Below are 20,464 nucleotides of genomic sequence, written 5' to 3' on the forward strand. Positions count from 1 at the left end.
AGACGGGCGCTATTTTTTAATGGGGAGTGAGCCATGCCGTGTGTAGAGCCTGAACTGATCTGGGAGAACATCAAAACGGAAGCGCGTGCGCTGGCCGATTGTGAACCGATGCTGGCCAGCTTTTACCACGCCACTCTGCTCAAGCATGATGACCTGGGCAGCGCGCTGAGCTATATGCTCGCCAACAAGCTGGCTAATCCGATCATGCCGGCAATCGCCATTCGTGAGGTGATTCAGGATGCTTATCGTCAGGACCCGTCGATGATCATCTCTGCCGCCTGCGATATTCAGGCGGTACGCCAGCGTGACCCGGCGGTGGATAAATACTCCACGCCGCTGCTCTACCTGAAAGGCTTCCACGCCCTGCAGGCCTATCGCATTGGCCACTGGCTGTGGAATGAGGGCCGCCGTGCGCTGGCGGTTTACCTGCAGAACGAAATCTCCGTCTCCTTCGCGGTGGATATCCACCCGGCAGCGACCATTGGTCGCGGCATCATGCTGGACCACGCCACGGGCATCGTGGTGGGTGAAACGGCGATCATCGAGGATGATGTTTCGATTCTGCAGTCGGTCACCCTGGGCGGGACCGGCAAAACCAGCGGCGACCGTCATCCAAAGATCCGCGAAGGGGTGATGATCGGCGCCGGTGCGAAGATCCTCGGCAATATCGAAGTGGGGCGCGGCGCGAAGATCGGCGCCGGATCCGTGGTGCTGCAGCCGGTGCCGCCGCACACCACCGCGGCGGGCGTACCGGCGCGTATTGTCGGCAAGCCGGGCAGCGATAAGCCATCCATGGATATGGATCAGCATTTTAATGGCATGGTGCCGGGCTTTGAATTTGGTGACGGGATTTGATTTTGCGGGTCGATCGCCGATCGACCCCTACAGTTTATCAGCCTTTCAGTAACGCCCCTGCGTAATCTAACTGCCGCCACGCCTCATATACCACCACTGACACCGCGTTCGACAAATTCATGCTGCGGCTGTCCGCCATCATCGGAATGCGGATTTTTTGCTGTGCCGGCAGCGCATCGAGAATGCTGGCGGGCAGGCCGCGCGTCTCCGGGCCAAACAGCAGGTAATCGCCCGGCTGGAAGCTGACAGCGCTGTGGGCAGGGGTTCCCTTGGTGGTGAGTGCAAAAAGCCGCTGTGGGGCCTCTGAGGCGGCGAAAGCGTCATAGCTATCGTGATGCTTAATCGCGGTGAATTCATGGTAGTCCAGCCCGGCGCGGCGCAGCCGTTTATCATCCCACGCGAAACCGAGCGGTTTGATTAAGTGCAGTTGAAAGCCGGTATTGGCGCACAGGCGAATGATATTGCCGGTGTTCGGCGGGATTTCGGGTTCAAACAAGACGATATTAAGCATGAAAGCGGCCCTCAGGAACGAGGGCCGAAGGATAGCAAATTATTCGCTGTGGGTGGTATACAGCGGCAGCCATATCGTCAGGCGCAGGCCACCGAGCGGGCTGTCATCAGCTTTTGCCCAGCCGCGGTGCTGCTGAATGGCGTTATCGACAATCGCCAGCCCCAGCCCCGTGCCGCCGGACTCCCTGTCGCGCGCCTCATCGGTGCGGTAGAACGGGCGGAAAATTTGCTCACGATCTTCCGCGCTGACGCCCGGGCCATCGTCATCAACGTGGATAGTGATGCCTTTTTTATCAACCGCGAAGCTGACGGCAATCTTGCTGTGGGAGTAGCGCAGGGCATTACGCACGATGTTCTCAAAGGCACTTTCCAGCGCGTTCGGGTTGCCGTAAAGCGGCCACGGTCCCGGTGGGTAAGGCACTTCCAGCGTTTTGCCCATCTGCTCGGCTTCAAAGCGCGCATCTTCCAGTACGTCGGACCACAGATGATTGGCCTTAATCGCTTCGCTCACCAGCGCGTTCTTATGCTGAGTGCGCGACAGCACCAGCAGATCGTTGATCATGCCGTCCAGCCGCTGTGCTTCCATCTCAATACGCCCCAGCTCTTTACCTTCTCCGTGACGGCGGCGCATCAGCGCGGTCGCCAGCTGCAGGCGCGTCAGCGGGGTGCGCAACTCGTGGGAGATGTCGGACAGCAGTCGTTGCTGACCGGTCATCATTCGTTCCAGCGCACTGACCATCTGGTTAAAGCTGGCCCCGGCGGCAAGAAACTCCTGCGGCCCCGATTCCAGCTCCGGCCGCTGGCGAAGATTACCGGCCGCCACGTCATCCGCCGCATGTTTCAGCTTGCGCGCCGGTTTTGCCAGGCTCCACGCCAGCCACAGCAGCAGCGGTGAGCTGATTAGCATGGTAACAATCAGCAGCAGCAGCGGGCGGTCAAACAGCAGGTTGATAAAATCGAGCTGGGAACTGCCCGCAGGACGGATCAGATACAGCTGATAGTTATCTTCGCCATCGCGCACCGAAAATGGGCCAACCATCTCCAGCCGACCGTACTTTTTCTTCTGCGGATGATCGGAGTTATCGGACTGGCCGATAAAGTTACGGATCACCTGCATTTCATTATGCTGCGCGCCAATCACGCGCCCTTCGCTGGTCACCAGCAGCAGGCGTTGACCGGGCGGCGCCCATTTATCGATGGCGCGGAACAGCCTGCGCCACCACATTAAATCATTGGGCGGGTCCTGACTCAGCTCCGCCTCAACGTGCTGCTCAATCATCGTTCCCTGCCGCTGCTCGTTATCCAGCAGCGGCGTCATCTGACGGGAATCAAGCTTGGGCAGCATTAACACCAGCATCAGTACCAGTGCCAGGGTCAGCCAGAAAATGGCAAAGATGCGGGTGGTCAGGCTGGATATCATGTCGCGGACACCATCAGATAGCCGCGCCCACGCAGGGTTTTAAACCACGGATGGCCGTCCTTGCGCTCCGGCAGCTTGCGCCGCAGGTTGGAGATATGCATATCAATTGCCCGGTCAAACGGCGTCAGACGCTTGCCAAGCACTTCCTGGCTCAGGTGCTCACGCGATACCACCTGGCCGAGATGCTGGGCCAGCAGATACAGCAGCGTAAATTCCGTGCCGGTCAGATCCAGCGTGATATCTTCAAAGCTGGCCTCCTGGCGGCCTGGGTTCAGGCGCAGCATATCCACTTCCAGCGTCGGTGAGCTGTTGTCGTGCTGTTGCTGCTGTTCGCTCCAGTTGGAACGACGCAGGATGGCGCGAATACGTGCCACCAGTTCGCGGTCGTTAAAGGGTTTCGGCAGATAATCATCAGCACCCAGTTCGAGGCCCAGAACACGGTCCAGCTCGCTACCGCGTGCGGTTAACATGATTACCGGCGTCTGATGTTGTTGACGCAGCTCCTTCAGAGTATCGATGCCATTTTTCTTCGGCATCATCACATCGAGTAATAACAGATCCACAGAGCTGTCCAGTAGCGCCAGTGCCTGCTCGCCGTCACCGGCAACCAGCACGTTGAATCCTTCCATTTCAAGCAATTCTTTCAGCAGCGAAGTCAATTCGCGGTCATCGTCAACCAACAGGATTTTATTCATTTTTTATTGCCCTCCGCAGGCAAAATACCGTGAACTTATGCGCTCATTCCATGGCTTTACGTAGTTTTACACCCCCTGACGCATGTTTGCAGCTGTCCCCGTAGACTCAATCTCGTTGAATCGAAATACGGAAACCAACACGGGAGTAAACGATGCGCAAAGTTACCGCCGTCGTTGTCGTTCCGGCACTGATGCTTAGCCTCTCAGCTGCCTGGTCTGTCAACGCCACGACGACTGACGAGATGCATCAGGATGACCAGGCTAACCGCCCAGTGAGGCAGGTTCCACAAAGTCACATGTTTGATGGCATCAACTTGACGGAGCAGCAGCGCCAGCAACTGCGCGATCTGATGCAGCAAGCGCGTCACGATCGTTCTCCCATAAGTATTAACGATTTAGAGCAACTGCACGAACTGATTATTGCAGAAAAATTTGACGAAGCGGCTTACCAGGCTCAGGCGGAAAAGATTGCACAGGCGGAAGTGGCGCGCCAGGTCGAGATGGCCCGGATACGCAATCAGATGTACCACCTGTTAACGCCACAGCAGCAGGCCGTTTTGCAACAGAAACATCAGCAGCGCCTGCAAGAATTGCGCAGGCTAACGAATATGCAGCTGTCATCACCGCTGCAGGCAGCAAGCAGTACCGGTAGTAACCCGCAGTAACCAGTAACATAGTATCCCTGTTTTTCCTTGCCATAGACAATATCCCTGTCTTCCCCCACCATGATGGTGGGGGTTTTTTTTGCCCGAAAACCAGTATACTCAAAGGCACTGAATCGGGTGGGTAAACGCTATGAATGCAAACTATGCGCGCTTAGTTAACTCGGCAGCGCTGGCAGCCACGGCGTTGGCTTCGCTGCTGCTGCTGATTAAAATCTTCGCCTGGTGGTACACCGGATCGGTCAGCTTATTGGCCGCGCTGGTGGACTCGCTGGTGGATATCGCCGCCTCGCTCACCAATCTTCTGGTGGTGCGCTATTCGCTCCAGCCTGCCGATGCGGAGCATACCTTCGGGCACGGCAAAGCTGAATCCCTCGCGGCGCTGGCGCAAAGCATGTTTATCTCCGGTTCAGCCCTGTTCCTTTTTCTCACCGGTCTGCAACATCTCGCTTCCCCTGAACCGATGAAAGCCCCGCTTATCGGCATCATTGTGACGCTTATTGCCCTGTTTTCGACGCTGGTGCTGGTCACTTTCCAGCGCTGGGTGGTGCGTCGTACCCGCAGCCAGGCGATCCGTGCCGATATGCTGCACTATCAGTCTGACGTGGTGATGAATGGCGCGATCCTGCTGGCGCTAGGATTGAGCTGGTACGGCTTCCACCGCGCCGATGCGCTATTTGCGTTAGGGATTGGCGTATGGATTTTGTATAGTGCTCTGCGCATGGGTTATGAAGCCGTGCAGGCCCTGCTCGATCGCGCGCTGCCCGAGGAAGAGCATCAGGCGATTATTGATATCGTTGCCGCGTGGCCTGGCGTACAGGGCGCCCACGATATCCGCACGCGTCAGTCTGGCCCCACCCGTTTTATTCAGCTGCATTTGGAAATGGACGATCACCTGCCGCTGTACCAGGCTCATCAGGTAGCCGAACAGGTTGAACAGGCGATTTTACAAAAGTTTCCAGGTTCTGACGTGATTATTCATCAGGATCCCTGCTCCGTGGTGCCCGAGGGGCGTCAGGGGAATTTTCAGCTGTAAAACTTTTTAATTGAAATAGTGACTGCTTACACTGCGTAAAACGTGATGTAACGCAAAAAAAATAGCCGAATGTTGCCTGACCTGAATCAATTCAGCTGGCAGGGTTTGGTATACTATTGCCATTAATTGAGTCGCTTATCTCGCTCACGCACGTCGTTATGCTCCGGCGTCCAGAATTTAACATTTGCATCTACAAGTTCAGAGGTTGTCATGATTAAGAAAATCGGTGTACTGACAAGCGGCGGTGACGCCCCAGGGATGAACGCTGCAATCCGCGGTGTGGTTCGCGCTGCGCTCAGTGAAGGACTGGAAGTTTGTGGCATTTATGACGGCTACCTGGGCTTGTATGAAGACCGCATGATTAATCTCGACCGCTACAGCGTGTCCGATATGATCAACCGCGGCGGCACTTTCCTCGGCTCTGCACGCTTCCCGGAATTCCGTAATGAAGACGTGCGTACCGTGGCAATTGAGAACATGAAAAAGCGCGGTATTGATGCGCTGGTGGTGATCGGCGGCGATGGTTCCTACATGGGTGCCAAGCGCCTGACAGAGATGGGCTTCCCGTGCATCGGTCTGCCGGGCACCATCGACAATGACGTTGCCGGTACCGACTACACCATCGGTTACTTCACCGCGCTGGAAACCGTGGTTGAGGCGATTGACCGCCTGCGCGATACCTCCTCATCACACCAGCGCATCTCTATCGTTGAAGTCATGGGCCGCTACTGTGGTGACCTGACGCTGGCGGCGGCGATTGCCGGTGGCTGTGAGTTCATCGTGCTGCCGGAATATCCGTACACCCGTGAAGAGCTGGTGAACGAGATTAAAGCCGGCATCGCTAAAGGTAAAAAACACGCTATCGTCGCGATTACCGAGCACATCTGCGATATCGACGAACTGGCGAAATATATCGAAGAAGAGACCAAGCGCGAAACCCGTGCCACGGTGCTGGGCCACATTCAGCGCGGCGGTGCGCCTGTTGCCTATGACCGCATTCTGGCTTCCCGCATGGGCGCTTACTCTATCGAGCTGCTGCTGCAGGGCTACGGTGGCCGCTGCGTCGGTATTCAGAATGAGAAGATGGTGCATCACGACATTATCGATGCGATTGAGAATATGAAGCGTCCGTTTAAAGGCGACTGGCTGGAAACCGCCAAGAAGCTCTACTGATTTTCCCGTATCAAAGCAGGGCGCTGCAGGTCAGCGCCTTTCTTATGCGTAGCGTTATTCGATAAAGTTATTACAGCTAATTTTTAATTCTTTAATACATACTTCGCTTTGTGTCACGCTTCACGCAGATAAAAACCTTTGGGAGTGCGTGCAATGAATAAGTGGAGTGTGGGAATTACCCTGTTACTGGCCTCAACCAGCGTGCTGGCAAAGGATATTCAGCTGCTAAACGTGTCGTACGATCCGACCCGTGAGCTTTACGAGCAGTACAACAAAGCCTTTAGCGCGCACTACAAGCAGGAAACCGGCGATAATGTGGTGATCCGCCAGTCGCACGGCGGTTCAGGTAAGCAGGCGACCTCGGTCATCAACGGGATTAAGGCCGATGTGGTGACGCTGGCGCTGGCCTCCGACGTAGATGCCATTGCCGAACGCGGCCGCATTGATAAAAACTGGATCAAACGCCTGCCGGATAACTCCGCGCCTTACACTTCCACCATTGTTTTCCTGGTGCGCAAAGGTAACCCAAAACAAATTCACGACTGGCCAGATTTAATCAAACCTGGCGTGTCGGTGATCACCCCGAACCCGAAAACGTCCGGCGGTGCGCGCTGGAACTATCTGGCGGCCTGGGGCTGGGCGCTGGATCAGAACAAAGGCGACCAGGCAAAAGCCCAGGATTACGTCAAAGCGCTGTTCAAAAACGTCGAAGTTCAGGATTCCGGCGCGCGCGGCGCGACCAATACCTTCGTGGAACGCGGCATTGGCGATGTGCTGATTGCGTGGGAAAACGAAGCCTATCTGGCCGTCAACAAGCTGGGCAAAGACCAGTTTGAGATTGTCACGCCAGGCGAATCGATCCTCGCCGAGCCGACCGTTTCCGTGGTCGATAAGGTGGTGGATGAGCGCGATACGCGTAAAGTGGCCGATGAATACCTGAAGTACCTCTACTCCACGGAGGGCCAGGATATCGCCGCGCAGAACTTCTACCGTCCGCGCGATGCCGCCGTGGCGAAGAAATATGCCAGCACCTTCCAGCCGGTGAAACTGTTCACCATTGATAATAAGTTTGGTGGCTGGGCGCAGGCACAGAAGACCCACTTCGCTGAAGGTGGGACTTATGACCAGGTGATGAAGCGCTAAGCGTAATAAGCGCAATTCACTGAGGGCCGACATTGTCGGCCCTTTTTGTTTTCTCTATTTGATTTAAGTAATTAACGGTATTAAATAATTTCCGTTAACCGGTGCTCTACAGTTAAATTCGCATGATTTCCTGCCCCGCTTAGAATACATTGTGAGCGATACGAAGTCAGAGGTGTGAAAGAGATGTCGGGACGAAGGCGGTTTGTTATTGTGCTGGTGGTTTTAGGGGTACTGATAACCGTCGGATGTGCTTCTATGGCGCTGAATTTTCATAAAAATTCGGATGCGTTATGGAAAATCGTCAGCCAGCAGTGTATCCCCGGCCAGCAACAAAAAAATAATCCAGCTCCCTGCCGCCAGGTCAATATTCAGGACGGTTATGTGGTGCTGAAAGACCGCAACGGCCCGCTGCAATTTTTGCTGATACCGGTGGCGAAAGTGAGCGGAATAGAGAGCCAGAAATTACTCAACCCCGCCACGCCAAACTATTTAGCTGAGGCCTGGCGGTCGCGGCATTTTATGGAAGAGAAGCGCGGCGCGATGATTGATGACCGTAATTATGCGCTGACGGTCAACTCTCGCTGGGGCCGCACGCAGAATCAGCTGCATATTCATATCTCCTGCCTGCGCCCGGATATCCGGCAGCAGCTGGATGCGCTGGGCAAAACGCTCACCAGCCAGTGGCAGAGCCGGCAGCTGGGAGAGCACCAATACCAGGTGCGCAGCATCACGCGCGATGAATTTAAGCGTACCAGCCCGTTTATCCGTATTGCTAACGAGCTGCCTGGTGCCCGGGAAGAGATGGGCAGCTACGGCGTAGCGATTGCTGCACTGGGCGATGGCAAGAGGGTGCTGATGGTGGTGAAGCGCAATCTGCTGCTGCTGAATCGCGCTTCTGCCGAAGAGCTGCAGGATCACAGCTGCGCGATATTGAAATAACTTCTGGCGATTTTCTGTAGGGGTCGACCTTTTTTTCGGTCGACCCGCTATCAGCTCCGATTTAGGCTACCCGCTTATTCTGCTCCGGTTCCGGGTCATTTTTATACTGCGCGGTGGCAATCCACGCGGCGCAGAACAGCGTCAGGCGTGCAAAGAAATAGAAGAACGCCATCAGCCCCAGCACCGAACCGAACGCCGCACCGGAAGGTGAGGATGCCAGCTTCGGCAGCGTCAGGGTCATAATGAATTTAATCACCTCAAACCCGATCGCCGCCAGCAGCGTGCCGCGAAACAGCGCTTTTTTACGCGGCTTATGGCGCGGCAGTATCCAGAAAATCCACAAAAACAGCAGATAGTTGGCGAAGATAGAGATCAACAGGGCGATCAGCGTCATCGCCGGACGCAGCCACTCGATACCTTCCAGCCCCAGCGCCCGCACAATCGACGCCTGCGCTGAACCGGCAATTGAGGTCAGCGACAGCGTGATAATCAGCGCAAACACCAGCCCGGTCAGCGAGATAAAGTCACGGGTATATTTAAACCAGATTTTCTCCTGATCCTGTGGCGTACGTTCCCAGACGTCACGCGACTGCGCGCGGATCGCTTCACGCAGATTGCCCATCCAGCTAATCCCGGAGTAGAGCGCCACCAGTAAACCCGTCAGTCCGACGGTGGTGCGCTGCTGAATGGCGGTATTAACGGTACTTTTCAGCGTGGCGGCCAGCGCGGGATCGCTGATGCTGCCGACGATCTTGTTGATCAGCCCGGTCAGCAGATCCGGGTTTGAGGCCAGCACGAAACCGACGGCGGCAAATGACACCATCAGGATCGGGATCAGCGAGAGAAAGGAAAAATAGGTGATTGCCGCGCCAAACTGACTGCCGAGACGATCGTTAAAGCGCTCACCGGCGCGAATAAAGTGCGCCACCGCCGGAATAGCCTGGAACCAGCTAACCAGTCTTGAAACGTGGGAAATGGATTTATCGACCGTGTGATTGCCGGTTTTAATGTTGATCAGCGGCTTTTGTGCAGGCTGCTCTGGCTTCCGGGGATCGCGTTGTTGATTATCCGTCATAACTTCTTCTCTATCCTTTTAATGAACTGACGTGGTGAATTATAGCCTGCTGGTCAGGCAACGTAGCGTTTCAGGACCTGACTGAGCCATTCAATGAAAACCTGTACGCGGCGCGCCAGGTTGCGGCGATGCGGGTAAAGCAGCGACAGCGGCATGGGCCTTGCCGGAAAATAGGGCAGGATTTCGACCAGCTTTTTCTCCTTCAGCGCCTGAGTCACCCCCACGCGCGGCACCTGAATGATCCCCAGCCCGGCAATGCAGGCCGAACGGTAGGTTTCGGTGCTGTTAACGGTGATTACCCCGCCGGTCTTAATCAGCCTGGCGGTTTTGCCGTCGAAATACTCAAAGCCTTCCGGCTGGCTGCCCAGCTGTTGACTGTAGTGCACCATGGCGTGTTGGGATAGCGCCTCCAGCGTATTTGGCGTGCCGAAACGTGCCAGGTAATCCGGGCTGGCGCAGTTAATCAGCGGCAGATGCCCCAGCTGGCGTGCTATCAGGCCGGAGTCCTCCAGCGTCCCGACGCGTACCACGCAGTCAAATCCCTCGCGGATCACATCCACCCGGCGGTCGCTGCTGCTCAGCTCCAGCTCAATGCCTGGATAGTGCTGCAAAAACTCAGGCAACAGTGGGATCAGGTAATTACTGGCAAGGCTGACCGGCATATCCACGCGCAGGCGGCCGCTCAGAGTCGCTGGATCGTGCTGAAACAGGGAATCCATCTCCTCCAGCGTTGCCAGCACGTCGCGACAGCGCTCGAAATAGACCTGGCCATCCTGCGTCAGCTGCACCCGGCGCGTGGTGCGGTGCAGCAGGCGTGAACCGAGGCTGTTTTCCAGCGCCTGGATCTGGCGCGACAGGCTGCCTTTCGGCAAGCCCAGGCTGTCGGCAGCGCGGGTAAAACTCTGCATCTCTGCAACTCTGACAAACACCTGCATTGCGTGAATTTTATCCATTGTGGCGCTCATTGTTGTTAGTAATGGAACAGTGAAGCGTATCTCAGGACATTTATAGATCAGCCAGCAGGTAATATCCTCTTTTTTGTCCACAGCCAACTCCCTGGAGAAGAAAATGAGCCATAAAATTGCATTGATCACCGGCGGTAGCCGCGGTTTAGGCCAAAATGCGGCGCTGAAACTGGCGGAAAAAGGTGTTGATATCATTCTGACGTATCGTAACCAGCAGCAGGAGGCGCAGGGGGTGGTTGAGCGCATCAGCGCGCTGGGAGCGCGTGCGGTGGCGCTGCCGCTGGACGTGGGCGACAGCGCGACGTTCGTTACTTTTGCAGCAGAAGTGGAAAAACAGCTGGCAACGGTGTGGCAGCGTAAAAATTTTGATTATTTATTAAACAACGCCGGAACGGCGCTCTACCAGCCGTTTGTCGACACCACGGAACAGCAGTTTGACCAGCTGGTGGATATCCACTTTAAAGGACCGTTCTTCCTGACGCAGAAGCTGCTGCCGCTGATCGCCGACGGCGGGCGCATTCTCAATGTGTCGAGCGGCCTGGCGCGCTTTACCCATCCGGGATCCGCTGCTTATGCGGCGGTGAAAGGGGCGATTGAGGTGCTGACGCGCTACCAGGCAAAAGAGCTGGGTGCACGCGGCATTGCCGTTAATGTGCTGGCACCGGGAGCGATTGAAACCGACTTCGGCGGCGGCCGGGTACGGGATAACGCGGAGATTAACGCCTTGATCGCCTCGCAAACCGCACTGGGCCGCGCCGGGCTGCCGGATGATATCGGTTACGCCGTTGCCGCGCTGTTCAGCGAAGAGTGCCGCTGGATTAACGGCCAGCGTATTGAAGCGTCGGGCGGGATGTACCTGTAATAGCTGAAATGGCTGGCTGAGCGAAACGCCATCTGGCTGACCGAAAAAGAGGGTCAGCCACTACGGGGTGTGCAGTGATGCACGGATCGCTCTGCTAAACTGGCTGACCAAAAAAGAAGGTCAGCCACTACGGGGTTTGCAGTGATGCACTGGTCGTTCCGTTATATGCGGATGGTGCCATCAATCACCGTGACGGTCTGGCCACCAATCCAGATGCCATCGGCGCCGTAGCTGACGCTCAGGCGGCCAGCACGCTGCATCGCCGTCCCCTGGCGCACGCGGTAGTCCAGCTCCACGCCGCGCTGCTGGAAATAGCGGGCAAGGCAGGCGTTGGCGCTGCCGGTAACCGGGTCTTCCGTCACTGCACCCTGTTCAATCAGCAGGCCGCGCACCTCATACTGCTCTTCTGCTCCCTGAATTGGGCCAAACGGCATCACGCCATTGACCCGCGCCTTTTTTATCAGGCGGGCAAGCTCCACCGCATCCGGTTTAATCGCCAGCACCGCGTCTGCCGAGGTCATCGGCACCAGCAGCCAGCGAATACCCATATCGGCGATGGTGACCGGCAGCTGCTCCTCCAGGCTGTCGCTGTTCAGCGCGCTGCTGATGGGCGCATCGCTGAACGGGGTAAGAATGGCTTCCGGGGCGGCAAAGGCCAGCGCGCCGTCATCGCTAATCTTTACCTTCACCCGCCCAATCCCGCACTGCTGCACAATCTCACCCGCATTTTTTAGCGTGATGCCGGCTTCCAGCAGCGCGTGAGCCGTACCCAGCGTAGGGTGCCCGGCAAACGGCAGTTCGTAATCCGGGGTAAAAATTCGCACCCGATAGTCGGCAGCCGGGTCGGTGGCCGGCAGGACAAAGGTGGTTTCGGAGAGATGAGTCCAGCGGGCGATGGTTTGCATCTGCTCATCGCTGAGATCGCTGGCTTCCATGATCACCGCCAGCGGGTTGCCGTTATAGGGAGAGGAAGTAAAAACATCAACCTGTTTAAAAGCGCGTAATTGCGTCATAACTGTACCTGTTCAAGTTCTCAGACCGTGCGTCTGCGATTCGGGTGGCGGTTGTCAGTGCCGGTTATTATGGTATTAATAAAGCACGCTGGCTAAAAAAGTGACCATTTTATGCTTAAAATACTGGGACGTGCCTCATCGATTAACGTCAGAAAAGTGCTGTGGGTTTGCGACGAGCTGGGTATCAGTTTTCGCCGCGAAGAGTGGGGCGAAGGCTTCAAGTCGCCACAGGAGGCCGAATTTAAGGCGCTTAACCCTAACGCGCTGATCCCGGTGGTGATGGACGGAGACTTTATCCTGTGGGAGTCCAACACCATTATCCGCTACCTGGCGAATGCCTACGGTGGCGAAGCGCTTTACCCGACGCATCCGCAGCAGCGCGCCCGCGTTGACCAGTGGATTGACTGGCAGGCCACCGAGCTGAATACCGCCTGGCGCTACGCATTTATGTCGCTGGTACGCCACTCTGCGGCGCATCAGGACCCGCGCCTGCTGGCCGCCGCCTGTAAAGGCTGGTCGTACACCATGGGCATCCTTAACCAGCAGCTGGAGCGCACCGGCGCCTATGTTGCCGGGGAGTCATTCTCGCTGGCTGATATCCCCATTGGGCTGTCGGTCAACCGCTGGTATGAAACCCCGCTCGAACACGCCGAGCTGCCTGCGGTGCGTGCCTACTACGAACGGCTGACGGCGCGCAAAGGCTATGCCACCTGGGGCCGCAACGGTACGCCATAGGCAGCACCGTCCTTATCCTGCAGGGGTCGACCTTCTTCTTCGGTCGACCCGCGGTTAAATCCCGGCGGCAATCCCGCTCATCTCACAGGCCAGCGCACCGGTACGTTTCAGAGCCCAGGTATAACGCTCGTCAAACGGATAGCAGCAGGAGAGGCGCAGCGCGTGGTTACAGCGCTCGGACAGCGTGTAGAGCGCGCCTGGCGTCAGGCAGATCTTCTCCTGCAGCAGGCGGTGGAACAGCTCCACGCTGTCGACATTGCCCGGTAACTCTACCCAGAAAACAAACCCGCCGCTGGGCCGCGTGGCGCGGGTGCCCTGGGGGAAATGGCGGGCGATAATGCCACGCGCCTCTTCCAGCTGCGCAGCATAGCGGCGGCGCAGCGAGCGCAGATGATGGTCGTAGCCACCCGATTCCAGAAAGTGCCCCAGCGTTTCCGACAGCAGGCGCGATTCGGCCAGCGACGAGACCGCCTTCAGGCGCGCCAGCTGCTGAGCAAAGCGCCCGGCGGCAATCCAGCCGAGGTGGAAGTCCGGCGCGACGGTTTTAGTAAAGCTGGTGCAGTACATCACCCAGCCGCCTTCGTCGAAGGCTTTTACCGCCGGGGTTAGCGGCCAGCAGAACTGCAGCTCCGCATACAGCCCGTCTTCCAGCAGCGGCACCTGATACTGATTCACCAGCCGCGCCAGGCGTTTTTTCCCGGCCAGCGTCATGCTGCTGCCGAGCGGGTTCTGCGCATTCGGCATGGCAATCAGCGCCTTTATCCGCTTCTCCTGCAGCAGCAGCTCCAGCGCATCGAGCGACAGCCCGTACTGCGGGTCGGTGGGGATCTCCAGCACCTTCAGCCCGAGGCTGGCCAGCAGTGGAAACAGATAAAAATAGGTGGGTGTTTCCACCCCGACGCAGTCGCCCGGCTGAGTCACGGCACGCAGGCCGAGCTGCAGCGCCTCCATACAGCCATGCGTCAGCGTGACGTCTTCCGCGCTGATGGTGATGCCGAGGTCCATCGAGCGCCGGGCTATCTCACGGCGCAGGCGCACGCTGCCGGGCGGCAGGGCATAGCGGCCAATCAGCTGCGGCTCCCGGCGCAGCAGCGAGGCCATAATGCGGCTGATTTTCGCCGTCGGGAAGAAATCGCCGCTCTGCGGGCAGGCCAGCGAAATATTGGTGTAGTCACTGTGATTCTGCGCGGCAAACACGGCATTGATCAGATCGAGCTTCTCACGGCCTGGCGAACGCACGCTGCTGTGCTGAAAGGATTGCCGCGTCAGGGCCGGTAGCGCATCGCGCACGTAGTAGCCGGACTGGGGGCGCGCTTCAATCAGACCGCGATCTTCGAGGATGCCATAAGCGGTGAGTACGGTATTGACGCTGACCTGATGGATGCTGGCGCAGCGGCGAATGGCAGGCAGGCGGCTGCCCGGCATAAAGGTGCCCTGACGAATCGCCTCGGCAAGCGTTTCCGCCAGCTGATGGTACAGCGTGGCCTGCGGCTCGATAATGGACACAGTGTGCTCCTCGCGGAATGGGTACAGTTGCAAATATTGTAATTTGTACTCATTACAATAGCGGGTTTCTGCATCTGTTACCATTGCCAGGCGCTGATTACACTGGTCTCCTCATCTGAACAGCAGGATACCTAACATGCTCGATCCTTCATTTATCAGCTACGTCACCGTGATGTCGATTACGCCAGGCCCGAACAATATGCTGCTGGCGACTTCCGGGGTTAACTTCGGCATGCGCCGCACGCTGCCAATGGTCAGCGGCATTCTGGTCGGCTGTGCGCTGCAAACGGCGCTGGCCGGAGGGCTACTGGAGGTACTGTTGCAGTGGATGTCGGCGATTCGCCTGCCGCTGACGCTGGTCGGCTGCGTCTACCTGCTGTGGCTGTCGTGGAAAATCTACCGCTCCGGCGCGCCGGAGATGCGTGAGAAAGCGCGGCCGATGACGTTTATTGGCGGGGTGTTATTTCAGGCAGTGAACCCGAAAGCGTGGCTGATGGCGATAAATGTGGCGCTGATGTACACCGTAAACAGCACCATCCTGACGGTAATGCTCGGCTTTATGGCGCTGAACCTGCCGTGCATTTTACTGTGGGCAGCGATGGGCGATCGCCTGGGCAAGCATTTGCAGGTAGCGTGGAAATTGCAGCTGTTTAACAGCCTGATGGCGCTGTCGCTGCTGGTGACGACCCTGTGGATGCTGGTCGAAGCGTTTCAGATGGCGGCGTAATGTAGGGGCCGATGGTTTTTCCGATCGGCCCTTTGGAAATTACTTACCGACCACCGAATTCTGTGGTCGTATATTTAAATTGACTATTTACGTTTTTTTTCATGCTCATTGAGAACTTATCGGTATAAGTTTTTTTAAGAATGGCACGTTAAGGTAATGATGAATATTCCCGTTTAATATAGGTTAAATAGTTATCATCAATGTTATTGAAAGAGTGCTTGTTATTTCTGATGGTGTTTTATTATTTTCCGCTGATAAATCAATTATTATGGAGAAGATAGAATGGATAGGGAAGAGTCAAATATCAGTATTCTGGCAGGAAATTCACGCGTTTTCTTAGATGATGATCAAGTGATTAACGTTGAGGCACAGTTAAAAGCCTTTGAGGCAGCATTGCTGCTTGCGTCAAAGTGCCGTGAACTCAGCAGTAAGCGAATATTGCCAAAACTGTCAGTGGCTTTCGATCATCAAGGTATTTTTCGTATGCAGTTTCTGACAGAAAATCTTACCAACTCACAAAAGCGCCGACCCCGACTCAGTCACCTTCATCCTGATATACAAAAAGTCTTTCAACCCGTAGCGGAAAATTATCAAATTTCGCTGAGCGAGATTCAGGCCATTCATGAGGATTCGGCCCGGCAACATCTGGCGCATACACTGGCAACTGAAACGTTACCTGAAATACTTATTCAGCGAATGTTATCGGAGAGTAATTCCGAAAGTTTATTATCCCCTTCTGTTATCGACCAAAAAGCGTCAGCGCAACGGTTAACTTGTGCTGCCATCACGAAGGAATATTTCGAGCGGGCGTCTGGTCATGATAATACTCAGGGAGACTTCCTTGAGGTTTTTTTTGAGGATTCGCCCTGGTCAAGAAGTCTGGCTTATGTGCGCGGTCTCCAGTTAAGTCATCAATTAGGTATCTCATCGGCTATTCGTCTCAATCTGGTCAGTGATACGGGAGAGATCAGCCAGGGGGATATCATTTCTGCACCAAATGCATAAAGAAGATTATTATTTTTATAACTAAGGATAATCATTATGAATTGCAAGGACCGAGCAATATACCTGGATAATAATGCCACTACCCCTCTGGATCCCGTAGTATTGCAGGCAATGATGCCTTATCTGACGACTGATTATGGTAACGCAGCAAGCCACAGCCATGCATTTGGCTGGGAGGCGAAAAAGGCAGTCGAAAAGGCGAGAAAAGTCATAGCGGCAGCGATCAATGCGCCAAACCCTGCTGACATTATCTTTACCTCTGGTGCAACAGAGTCTATTAACCTGGCATTGTCTCTGCCAGAAAATAGCGGGCATGTCATTACTTCAACGATTGAACATAAAGCCGGGTTGGATAGCTGTGCCAGGCTCAATTCCCGAGGGATTGATGTTAGCTTGCTGGCGCCTCAGCTTGATGGCGTTGTCTCTCCTGAAGCTGTCTCCCGAGCTATCCGGGATGATACACGTCTGGTTTCGATAATGTCCGCCAATAACGAAATCGGTACTTTGCAGAAAATCGAAGAGATAGGTGAAATTTGTCAGCGGTGCAATATCCCTTTTCACACCGATGCCACGCAGGCGCTGGGTAAAGTCGCCTTCGATGTACAAAAGGGTCGTATTAGTCTGGCTTCATTCTCTGCCCACAAAGTTTATGGTCCAAAAGGTGTTGGTGCCCTGTATATCAACTCGAGTAATCCCACTATCAGGCTTTCACCCCTGCTTGTCGGTGGAGGTCATGAACGCGGCCTACGATCCGGCACGCTTAATGTTCCGGGTATCGTTGGTTTTGGACGAGCCGTCGAGCTAGCGGTTGATAACATGCCCGAAGAGACGGCGAGGATACGCGCGTTGCGCGATATGCTTTGCCAGTACATCCTCAACGAGATCCCTGAAGTAAAGTTCAACGGTAACCAGCACGAGTCTCTTCCTGGCCTGTTAAATGTCTCATTCGCGGGTATTGATGCTGACTCGCTCCTGCTTGAACTCTCGGAGTTTGCGCTCTCTTCCGGCTCCGCATGTACTTCTGCGCAGCGTGCACCGTCACACGTATTGCAGGCGATTGGGGTGAGTGATTCACTCTCACAGGCCAGCATACGATTTGGCCTTGGCCGTTTTAATCACGAGGATGAGATACGTTACCTCTGCCAGCGCCTGGGCGAGGCGGTAAAAAGCCTGAGAGCGATGACTCCTGCCTCATTTCACATCCCTAAAACCTACCAGGAGCGCTGAACTATGCGAAGTACATCGGCGCTTTATTTGTTTTTTGGTACGTTATTAATGGCAGGAGGCTATGGGGCCACCTTCCTGATCTCCGCCTGGTTTCGGTCCCACGGAGGCACTGATATTGAGGCTGGGGCCACACTCAGCATGGCTTTAGTCGGAACTCTGTTGGGCGTGCCGCTGGTCGGCTGGTTTGCCGGGCGCCTGGATGCCTCCCGACTGGCGGCACTCGCTGCTTTGGCGATGTCCGGTGGCTATCTGCTGCTGGGCAGCAGCGATCAACGCAATATTTTTCCTTCTATTGCCGCACTGCTGATTGGCCTTGGGTGGGGGATGTTTTATATCGGCGGACCAATGGCGCTTTCCGAACGCATTACTGATGCTGAGCGTGGGCACTGGTTTACCCGCTTCAGCGCGTTTCAGATGGCAGGAATTTGTGGGGGGCCAGTGGTACTGACCATACTGGTTGAGCAGCTGCAGGTGTCTCTGCAGTACGCATTTTTGCTGGTAGGAGCAACGGGGATTCTTGCTGCGCTCCTGCTGGCAATTTTTGGCAACAAAGAACCCGGCCCGCAAAGGGAGGTCAGGCTTCGGACATGGTTCAGAAAAATAACACGGCTTGCCGCCAGCAGTGCCGGCAGGCCTATTGTAATGGTCGGACTGGGAGGCTGTGTATTCTCTGGCATGATGTCTTTTCAGGGATCGCTGGTTGATGGAACCCGAGCCAGTGCCAGCACCTTCTTCATGGTACATGCGGTGACCGTGGTGATCGCCCGCTTATTACTCGCCCGCCGCTTATCTGTGCTGCCGCGCACTCCTCTGGTCAGTGTGCTGCTGTGTTGTATGACGTGTGGGCTGGTCTGCCTGCTGGGCATTCCACTTCACCCCGGTTTTCAGATAGCAGCAGCAGTGTTAACGGGAATTGGCTATGGGCTGGTGTATCCGGTGATACAGACCTGGGCGGTCAACGACTCGGCTCCTGCCGACAGACATGCGGCTCTGACCTGGTTCGTGGTGAGCTATTTTATTGGCATTTTTGGCTTTCCGCTGTTCGGGGGATGGCTGTTAGTGGAAGCTGGGAAGGTATGGTTTATCACGGCGCTGGCACTGATTGCGCTGCTTGAACTGGCGGCTGCGTTAATGGGCAGGCAACCTCTGGCGTCACGCTGAAAAATACCTCAAGGTCTGACGAAAGACCTTGAGGGTGGCTTATGCCGAATTTACTTACCGACCACCGAATCCACCGCAGTGACCGGCTCGTCGTTAGCGGCTGGCGCCATTGGCGTGTAGTCCAGCTGCAGAATGCGGCTGGTTTCGGCCAGCTCTTTCTCGGTCGCCGCGACGTTACCGTTCAGGCGCTGCCCATAGAAAGGAATAATCGCCTTCAGCTTGCTCTGCCATTCAGGCGTTGCCATCTGCTGCTTAAACGCTTTGCTCATCAAATCCAGCATGATCGGCGCTGCCGTTGAGGCGCCAGGAGATGCGCCCAGCAGGGCAGAGATGGTGCCATCCTCGGAGGTGACCACTTCAGTACCCAGCTTCAGCACGCCGCCTTTATCGGCATCTTTCTGAATGATCTGCACGCGCTGCCCGGCTTTCACCAGGCGCCAGTCGGCTTTCTCTGCCTCCGGGAAGTATTCGCGCAGTGCGCTGATGCGGTCGTCCGCGCTCAGCATCACCTGGCCGACCAGGTATTTCACCAGGTCAAAGTTATCCAGCCCCACGCGCATCATCGGCAAAAGATTCGACGGGGTGATTGAGCCGAACATATCCCACAGCGAGCCCTGCTTGAGGAATTTGGTGGAGAAGGTGGCGAACGGCCCGAACAGCAGCACCTGCTTGCCGTCCAGCGTGCGGCTGTCGAGGTGTGGCACCGACATCGGTGGCGCGCCCACGGAAGCTTTGCCGTAAACCTTCGCCTGATGACGGGCGACAATTTCCGGATTGTCGGTGACGAGAAACTCGCCGCCCACCGGGAAACCCGCGTAGTTTTTCGCTTCCGGAATCCCGGATTCCTGCAGCAGCGTCAGGGCTGCGCCGCCGGCACCGATAAACACGTATTTTGCATGGATCGTCTGCTGCTCACCGCTTTTCAGGTCGTAGACGCTGACCGTCCAGCTACCGTCGGCGGCGCGTTTGATCGCCCGCACTTCATGGCTGGTCTGGCGCTCGAAGCGCTCGCTTTTTTGCAGTGAGGCGATCAGCTGGCGGGTAATCTCGCCGAAGTTGACGTCGGTACCGGTCGGGATGCGCGTAGCCGCCACTTTCTGGCTGACGTCGCGCCCTTCCATCACCAGCGGCACCCACTGGCGGATCAGATCCGGGTCCTCAGAAAATTCCATGCCGCGGAACAGCGTGCTGTTTTGCAGGGCGCTGTAGCGGTTTTTCAGGAACTTTACGTTCTCTTCGCCCCAGACGAAGCTCATATGCGAGACGCTGGTGACAAAGCTTTTTGGGTTGCGCAGCACGTTACGCTGCACCTGGTGTGCCCAGAAACGGCGGGAAATCTGGAAGGCTTCGTTAATTTCCACCGCTTTTTTAATCTCGACCGAACCGTCGGCATTTTCTGGCGTGTAATTCAGCTCCATCAGCGCGGAGTGCCCGGTACCGGCATTGTTCCAGCCGTTCGAGCTCTCTTCCGCCACACTGTCCAGACGCTCTACCATGCTGATATGCCACTGTGGCTCCAGCTCTTGCAGGTAGGTACCTAACGTGGCGCTCATGACGCCACCACCGATTAGTAATACATCGACGTGTTTCTCTACTGCCAGTTTGCGCATGAGACGACATCTCCGTGTATTGAAGGAAATCAACATGTTAAGTAGAGTAACAGCGCTGAATCTTCTGGAATCAGTCGGACTGCCTCGCCCTTTCAGGATTGCAGATAGCGAAAAACCACCGATCTGATGCAGGTTTAATCGCGAT

Annotated in this window: 20 protein-coding genes; 12 read left to right on the plus strand and 8 right to left on the minus strand. The window is 56.0% G+C overall.

Annotation, left to right across the window (positions count from 1 at the left end):
• Positions 1–33 precede the first annotated feature (33 nt).
• Positions 34–855 carry a serine O-acetyltransferase gene (cysE, locus tag ACLI4M_RS10150; RefSeq protein ID WP_048914251.1) on the plus strand — a complete coding sequence of 274 codons (822 nt, stop codon included), beginning with the start codon at positions 34–36 and terminating at the stop codon, positions 853–855.
• A 37-nt stretch (positions 856–892) separates the two neighbouring features.
• Here the strand turns inward: cysE and trmL are convergent, their stop codons facing one another.
• The 3 genes from trmL to cpxR are packed head-to-tail and all read right to left on the minus strand — an operon-like array spanning position 893 to position 3,480.
• Positions 893–1,366 (minus strand): tRNA (uridine(34)/cytosine(34)/5-carboxymethylaminomethyluridine(34)-2'-O)-methyltransferase TrmL, encoded by a 474-nt coding sequence (gene trmL / locus ACLI4M_RS10155; RefSeq protein ID WP_133622303.1) that lies wholly within the window; start codon positions 1,364–1,366, stop codon positions 893–895.
• A 39-nt stretch (positions 1,367–1,405) separates the two neighbouring features.
• Complete coding sequence (cpxA, locus tag ACLI4M_RS10160; RefSeq protein ID WP_048914253.1) at positions 1,406–2,785, minus strand: envelope stress sensor histidine kinase CpxA; 1,380 nt, start codon at positions 2,783–2,785, stop codon at positions 1,406–1,408.
• Positions 2,782–3,480, minus strand: a complete 699-nt coding sequence (gene cpxR, locus ACLI4M_RS10165; RefSeq protein WP_048914254.1) for an envelope stress response regulator transcription factor CpxR — start codon at positions 3,478–3,480, stop codon at positions 2,782–2,784. Before cpxR ends, cpxA begins: the two co-directional genes overlap by 4 nt.
• 152 nt (positions 3,481–3,632) lie before the next feature.
• On the opposite strand from cpxR, the gene cpxP reads away from it, so the two are divergent.
• The 5 genes from cpxP to ACLI4M_RS10190 all read left to right on the plus strand — a co-directional run bounded on the left by cpxP (position 3,633) and on the right by ACLI4M_RS10190 (position 8,433).
• Entirely contained in the window at positions 3,633–4,145 is a 513-nt protein-coding gene (gene cpxP, locus ACLI4M_RS10170; RefSeq protein ID WP_048914255.1) for a cell-envelope stress modulator CpxP, read from the plus strand.
• Positions 4,146–4,275: 130 nt separating this feature from the next.
• Positions 4,276–5,178 carry a CDF family cation-efflux transporter FieF gene (gene fieF / locus ACLI4M_RS10175; protein ID WP_133622302.1) on the plus strand — a complete coding sequence of 301 codons (903 nt, stop codon included), beginning with the start codon at positions 4,276–4,278 and terminating at the stop codon, positions 5,176–5,178.
• 210 nt (positions 5,179–5,388) lie between these two features.
• On the plus strand, positions 5,389–6,351 hold the full coding sequence (pfkA, locus tag ACLI4M_RS10180; RefSeq protein ID WP_133622301.1) for a 6-phosphofructokinase: 963 nt from the start codon (positions 5,389–5,391) through the stop codon (positions 6,349–6,351).
• 153 nt (positions 6,352–6,504) lie between these two features.
• Positions 6,505–7,494: a sulfate ABC transporter substrate-binding protein gene (locus ACLI4M_RS10185; RefSeq protein WP_133622300.1), complete on the plus strand. Its 990-nt coding sequence runs from the start codon at positions 6,505–6,507 to the stop codon at positions 7,492–7,494.
• Between the two features lie 183 nt (positions 7,495–7,677).
• Complete coding sequence (locus ACLI4M_RS10190) at positions 7,678–8,433, plus strand: CDP-diacylglycerol diphosphatase (protein WP_133622299.1); 756 nt, start codon at positions 7,678–7,680, stop codon at positions 8,431–8,433.
• A gap of 61 nt (positions 8,434–8,494) precedes the next feature.
• Here the strand turns inward: ACLI4M_RS10190 and yhjD are convergent, their stop codons facing one another.
• Positions 8,495–9,508 (minus strand): inner membrane protein YhjD, encoded by a 1,014-nt coding sequence (gene yhjD / locus ACLI4M_RS10195; protein ID WP_133622298.1) that lies wholly within the window; start codon positions 9,506–9,508, stop codon positions 8,495–8,497.
• Positions 9,509–9,561: 53 nt separating this feature from the next.
• The gene (locus tag ACLI4M_RS10200; RefSeq protein ID WP_048914261.1) at positions 9,562–10,461 is read right to left on the minus strand and encodes a LysR family transcriptional regulator; all 900 of its coding nucleotides are present in this window, start codon (positions 10,459–10,461) and stop codon (positions 9,562–9,564) included.
• 115 nt (positions 10,462–10,576) lie between these two features.
• Here ACLI4M_RS10200 and ACLI4M_RS10205 point away from each other — a divergent pair, with 115 nt between their 5' ends.
• The gene (locus ACLI4M_RS10205; protein ID WP_133622297.1) at positions 10,577–11,335 is read left to right on the plus strand and encodes an SDR family NAD(P)-dependent oxidoreductase; all 759 of its coding nucleotides are present in this window, start codon (positions 10,577–10,579) and stop codon (positions 11,333–11,335) included.
• A 161-nt stretch (positions 11,336–11,496) separates the two neighbouring features.
• Here the strand turns inward: ACLI4M_RS10205 and ACLI4M_RS10210 are convergent, their stop codons facing one another.
• A complete protein-coding gene (locus ACLI4M_RS10210) occupies positions 11,497–12,348 on the minus strand; it encodes a PhzF family phenazine biosynthesis protein (protein ID WP_133622296.1) in 852 nt (283 codons plus the stop codon).
• A gap of 111 nt (positions 12,349–12,459) precedes the next feature.
• Between ACLI4M_RS10210 and ACLI4M_RS10215 the strand changes: the two genes are divergently transcribed.
• Positions 12,460–13,083, plus strand: coding sequence for a glutathione S-transferase family protein (locus ACLI4M_RS10215; RefSeq protein WP_048914264.1), 624 nt, complete (start codon positions 12,460–12,462; stop codon positions 13,081–13,083).
• A 54-nt stretch (positions 13,084–13,137) separates the two neighbouring features.
• On the opposite strand, the gene ACLI4M_RS10220 is transcribed toward ACLI4M_RS10215, so the two are convergent.
• A complete protein-coding gene (locus ACLI4M_RS10220; protein ID WP_133622295.1) occupies positions 13,138–14,589 on the minus strand; it encodes a PLP-dependent aminotransferase family protein in 1,452 nt (483 codons plus the stop codon).
• Positions 14,590–14,725: 136 nt separating this feature from the next.
• On the opposite strand from ACLI4M_RS10220, the gene ACLI4M_RS10225 reads away from it, so the two are divergent.
• The 4 genes from ACLI4M_RS10225 (at position 14,726) to ACLI4M_RS10240 (ending at position 18,709) form a co-directional block, all read left to right on the plus strand.
• Entirely contained in the window at positions 14,726–15,316 is a 591-nt protein-coding gene (locus tag ACLI4M_RS10225; RefSeq protein ID WP_133622294.1) for a LysE family translocator, read from the plus strand.
• A gap of 282 nt (positions 15,317–15,598) precedes the next feature.
• Entirely contained in the window at positions 15,599–16,321 is a 723-nt protein-coding gene (locus ACLI4M_RS10230) for a hypothetical protein (RefSeq protein WP_133622293.1), read from the plus strand.
• A gap of 36 nt (positions 16,322–16,357) precedes the next feature.
• Positions 16,358–17,548: a cysteine desulfurase family protein gene (locus ACLI4M_RS10235; protein ID WP_133622292.1), complete on the plus strand. Its 1,191-nt coding sequence runs from the start codon at positions 16,358–16,360 to the stop codon at positions 17,546–17,548.
• Between the two features lie 3 nt (positions 17,549–17,551).
• A complete protein-coding gene (locus ACLI4M_RS10240; RefSeq protein ID WP_133622291.1) occupies positions 17,552–18,709 on the plus strand; it encodes an MFS transporter in 1,158 nt (385 codons plus the stop codon).
• A gap of 50 nt (positions 18,710–18,759) precedes the next feature.
• Here ACLI4M_RS10240 and mqo read toward each other — a convergent pair whose 3' ends face one another.
• Complete coding sequence (mqo, locus tag ACLI4M_RS10245; protein WP_133622290.1) at positions 18,760–20,355, minus strand: malate dehydrogenase (quinone); 1,596 nt, start codon at positions 20,353–20,355, stop codon at positions 18,760–18,762.
• Positions 20,356–20,464 lie beyond the last annotated feature (109 nt).

It is taken from the genome of Erwinia sp. LJJL01 (assembly GCF_047300805.2).
Taxonomy (GTDB): Bacteria; Pseudomonadota; Gammaproteobacteria; order Enterobacterales; family Enterobacteriaceae; genus Erwinia; species Erwinia aphidicola.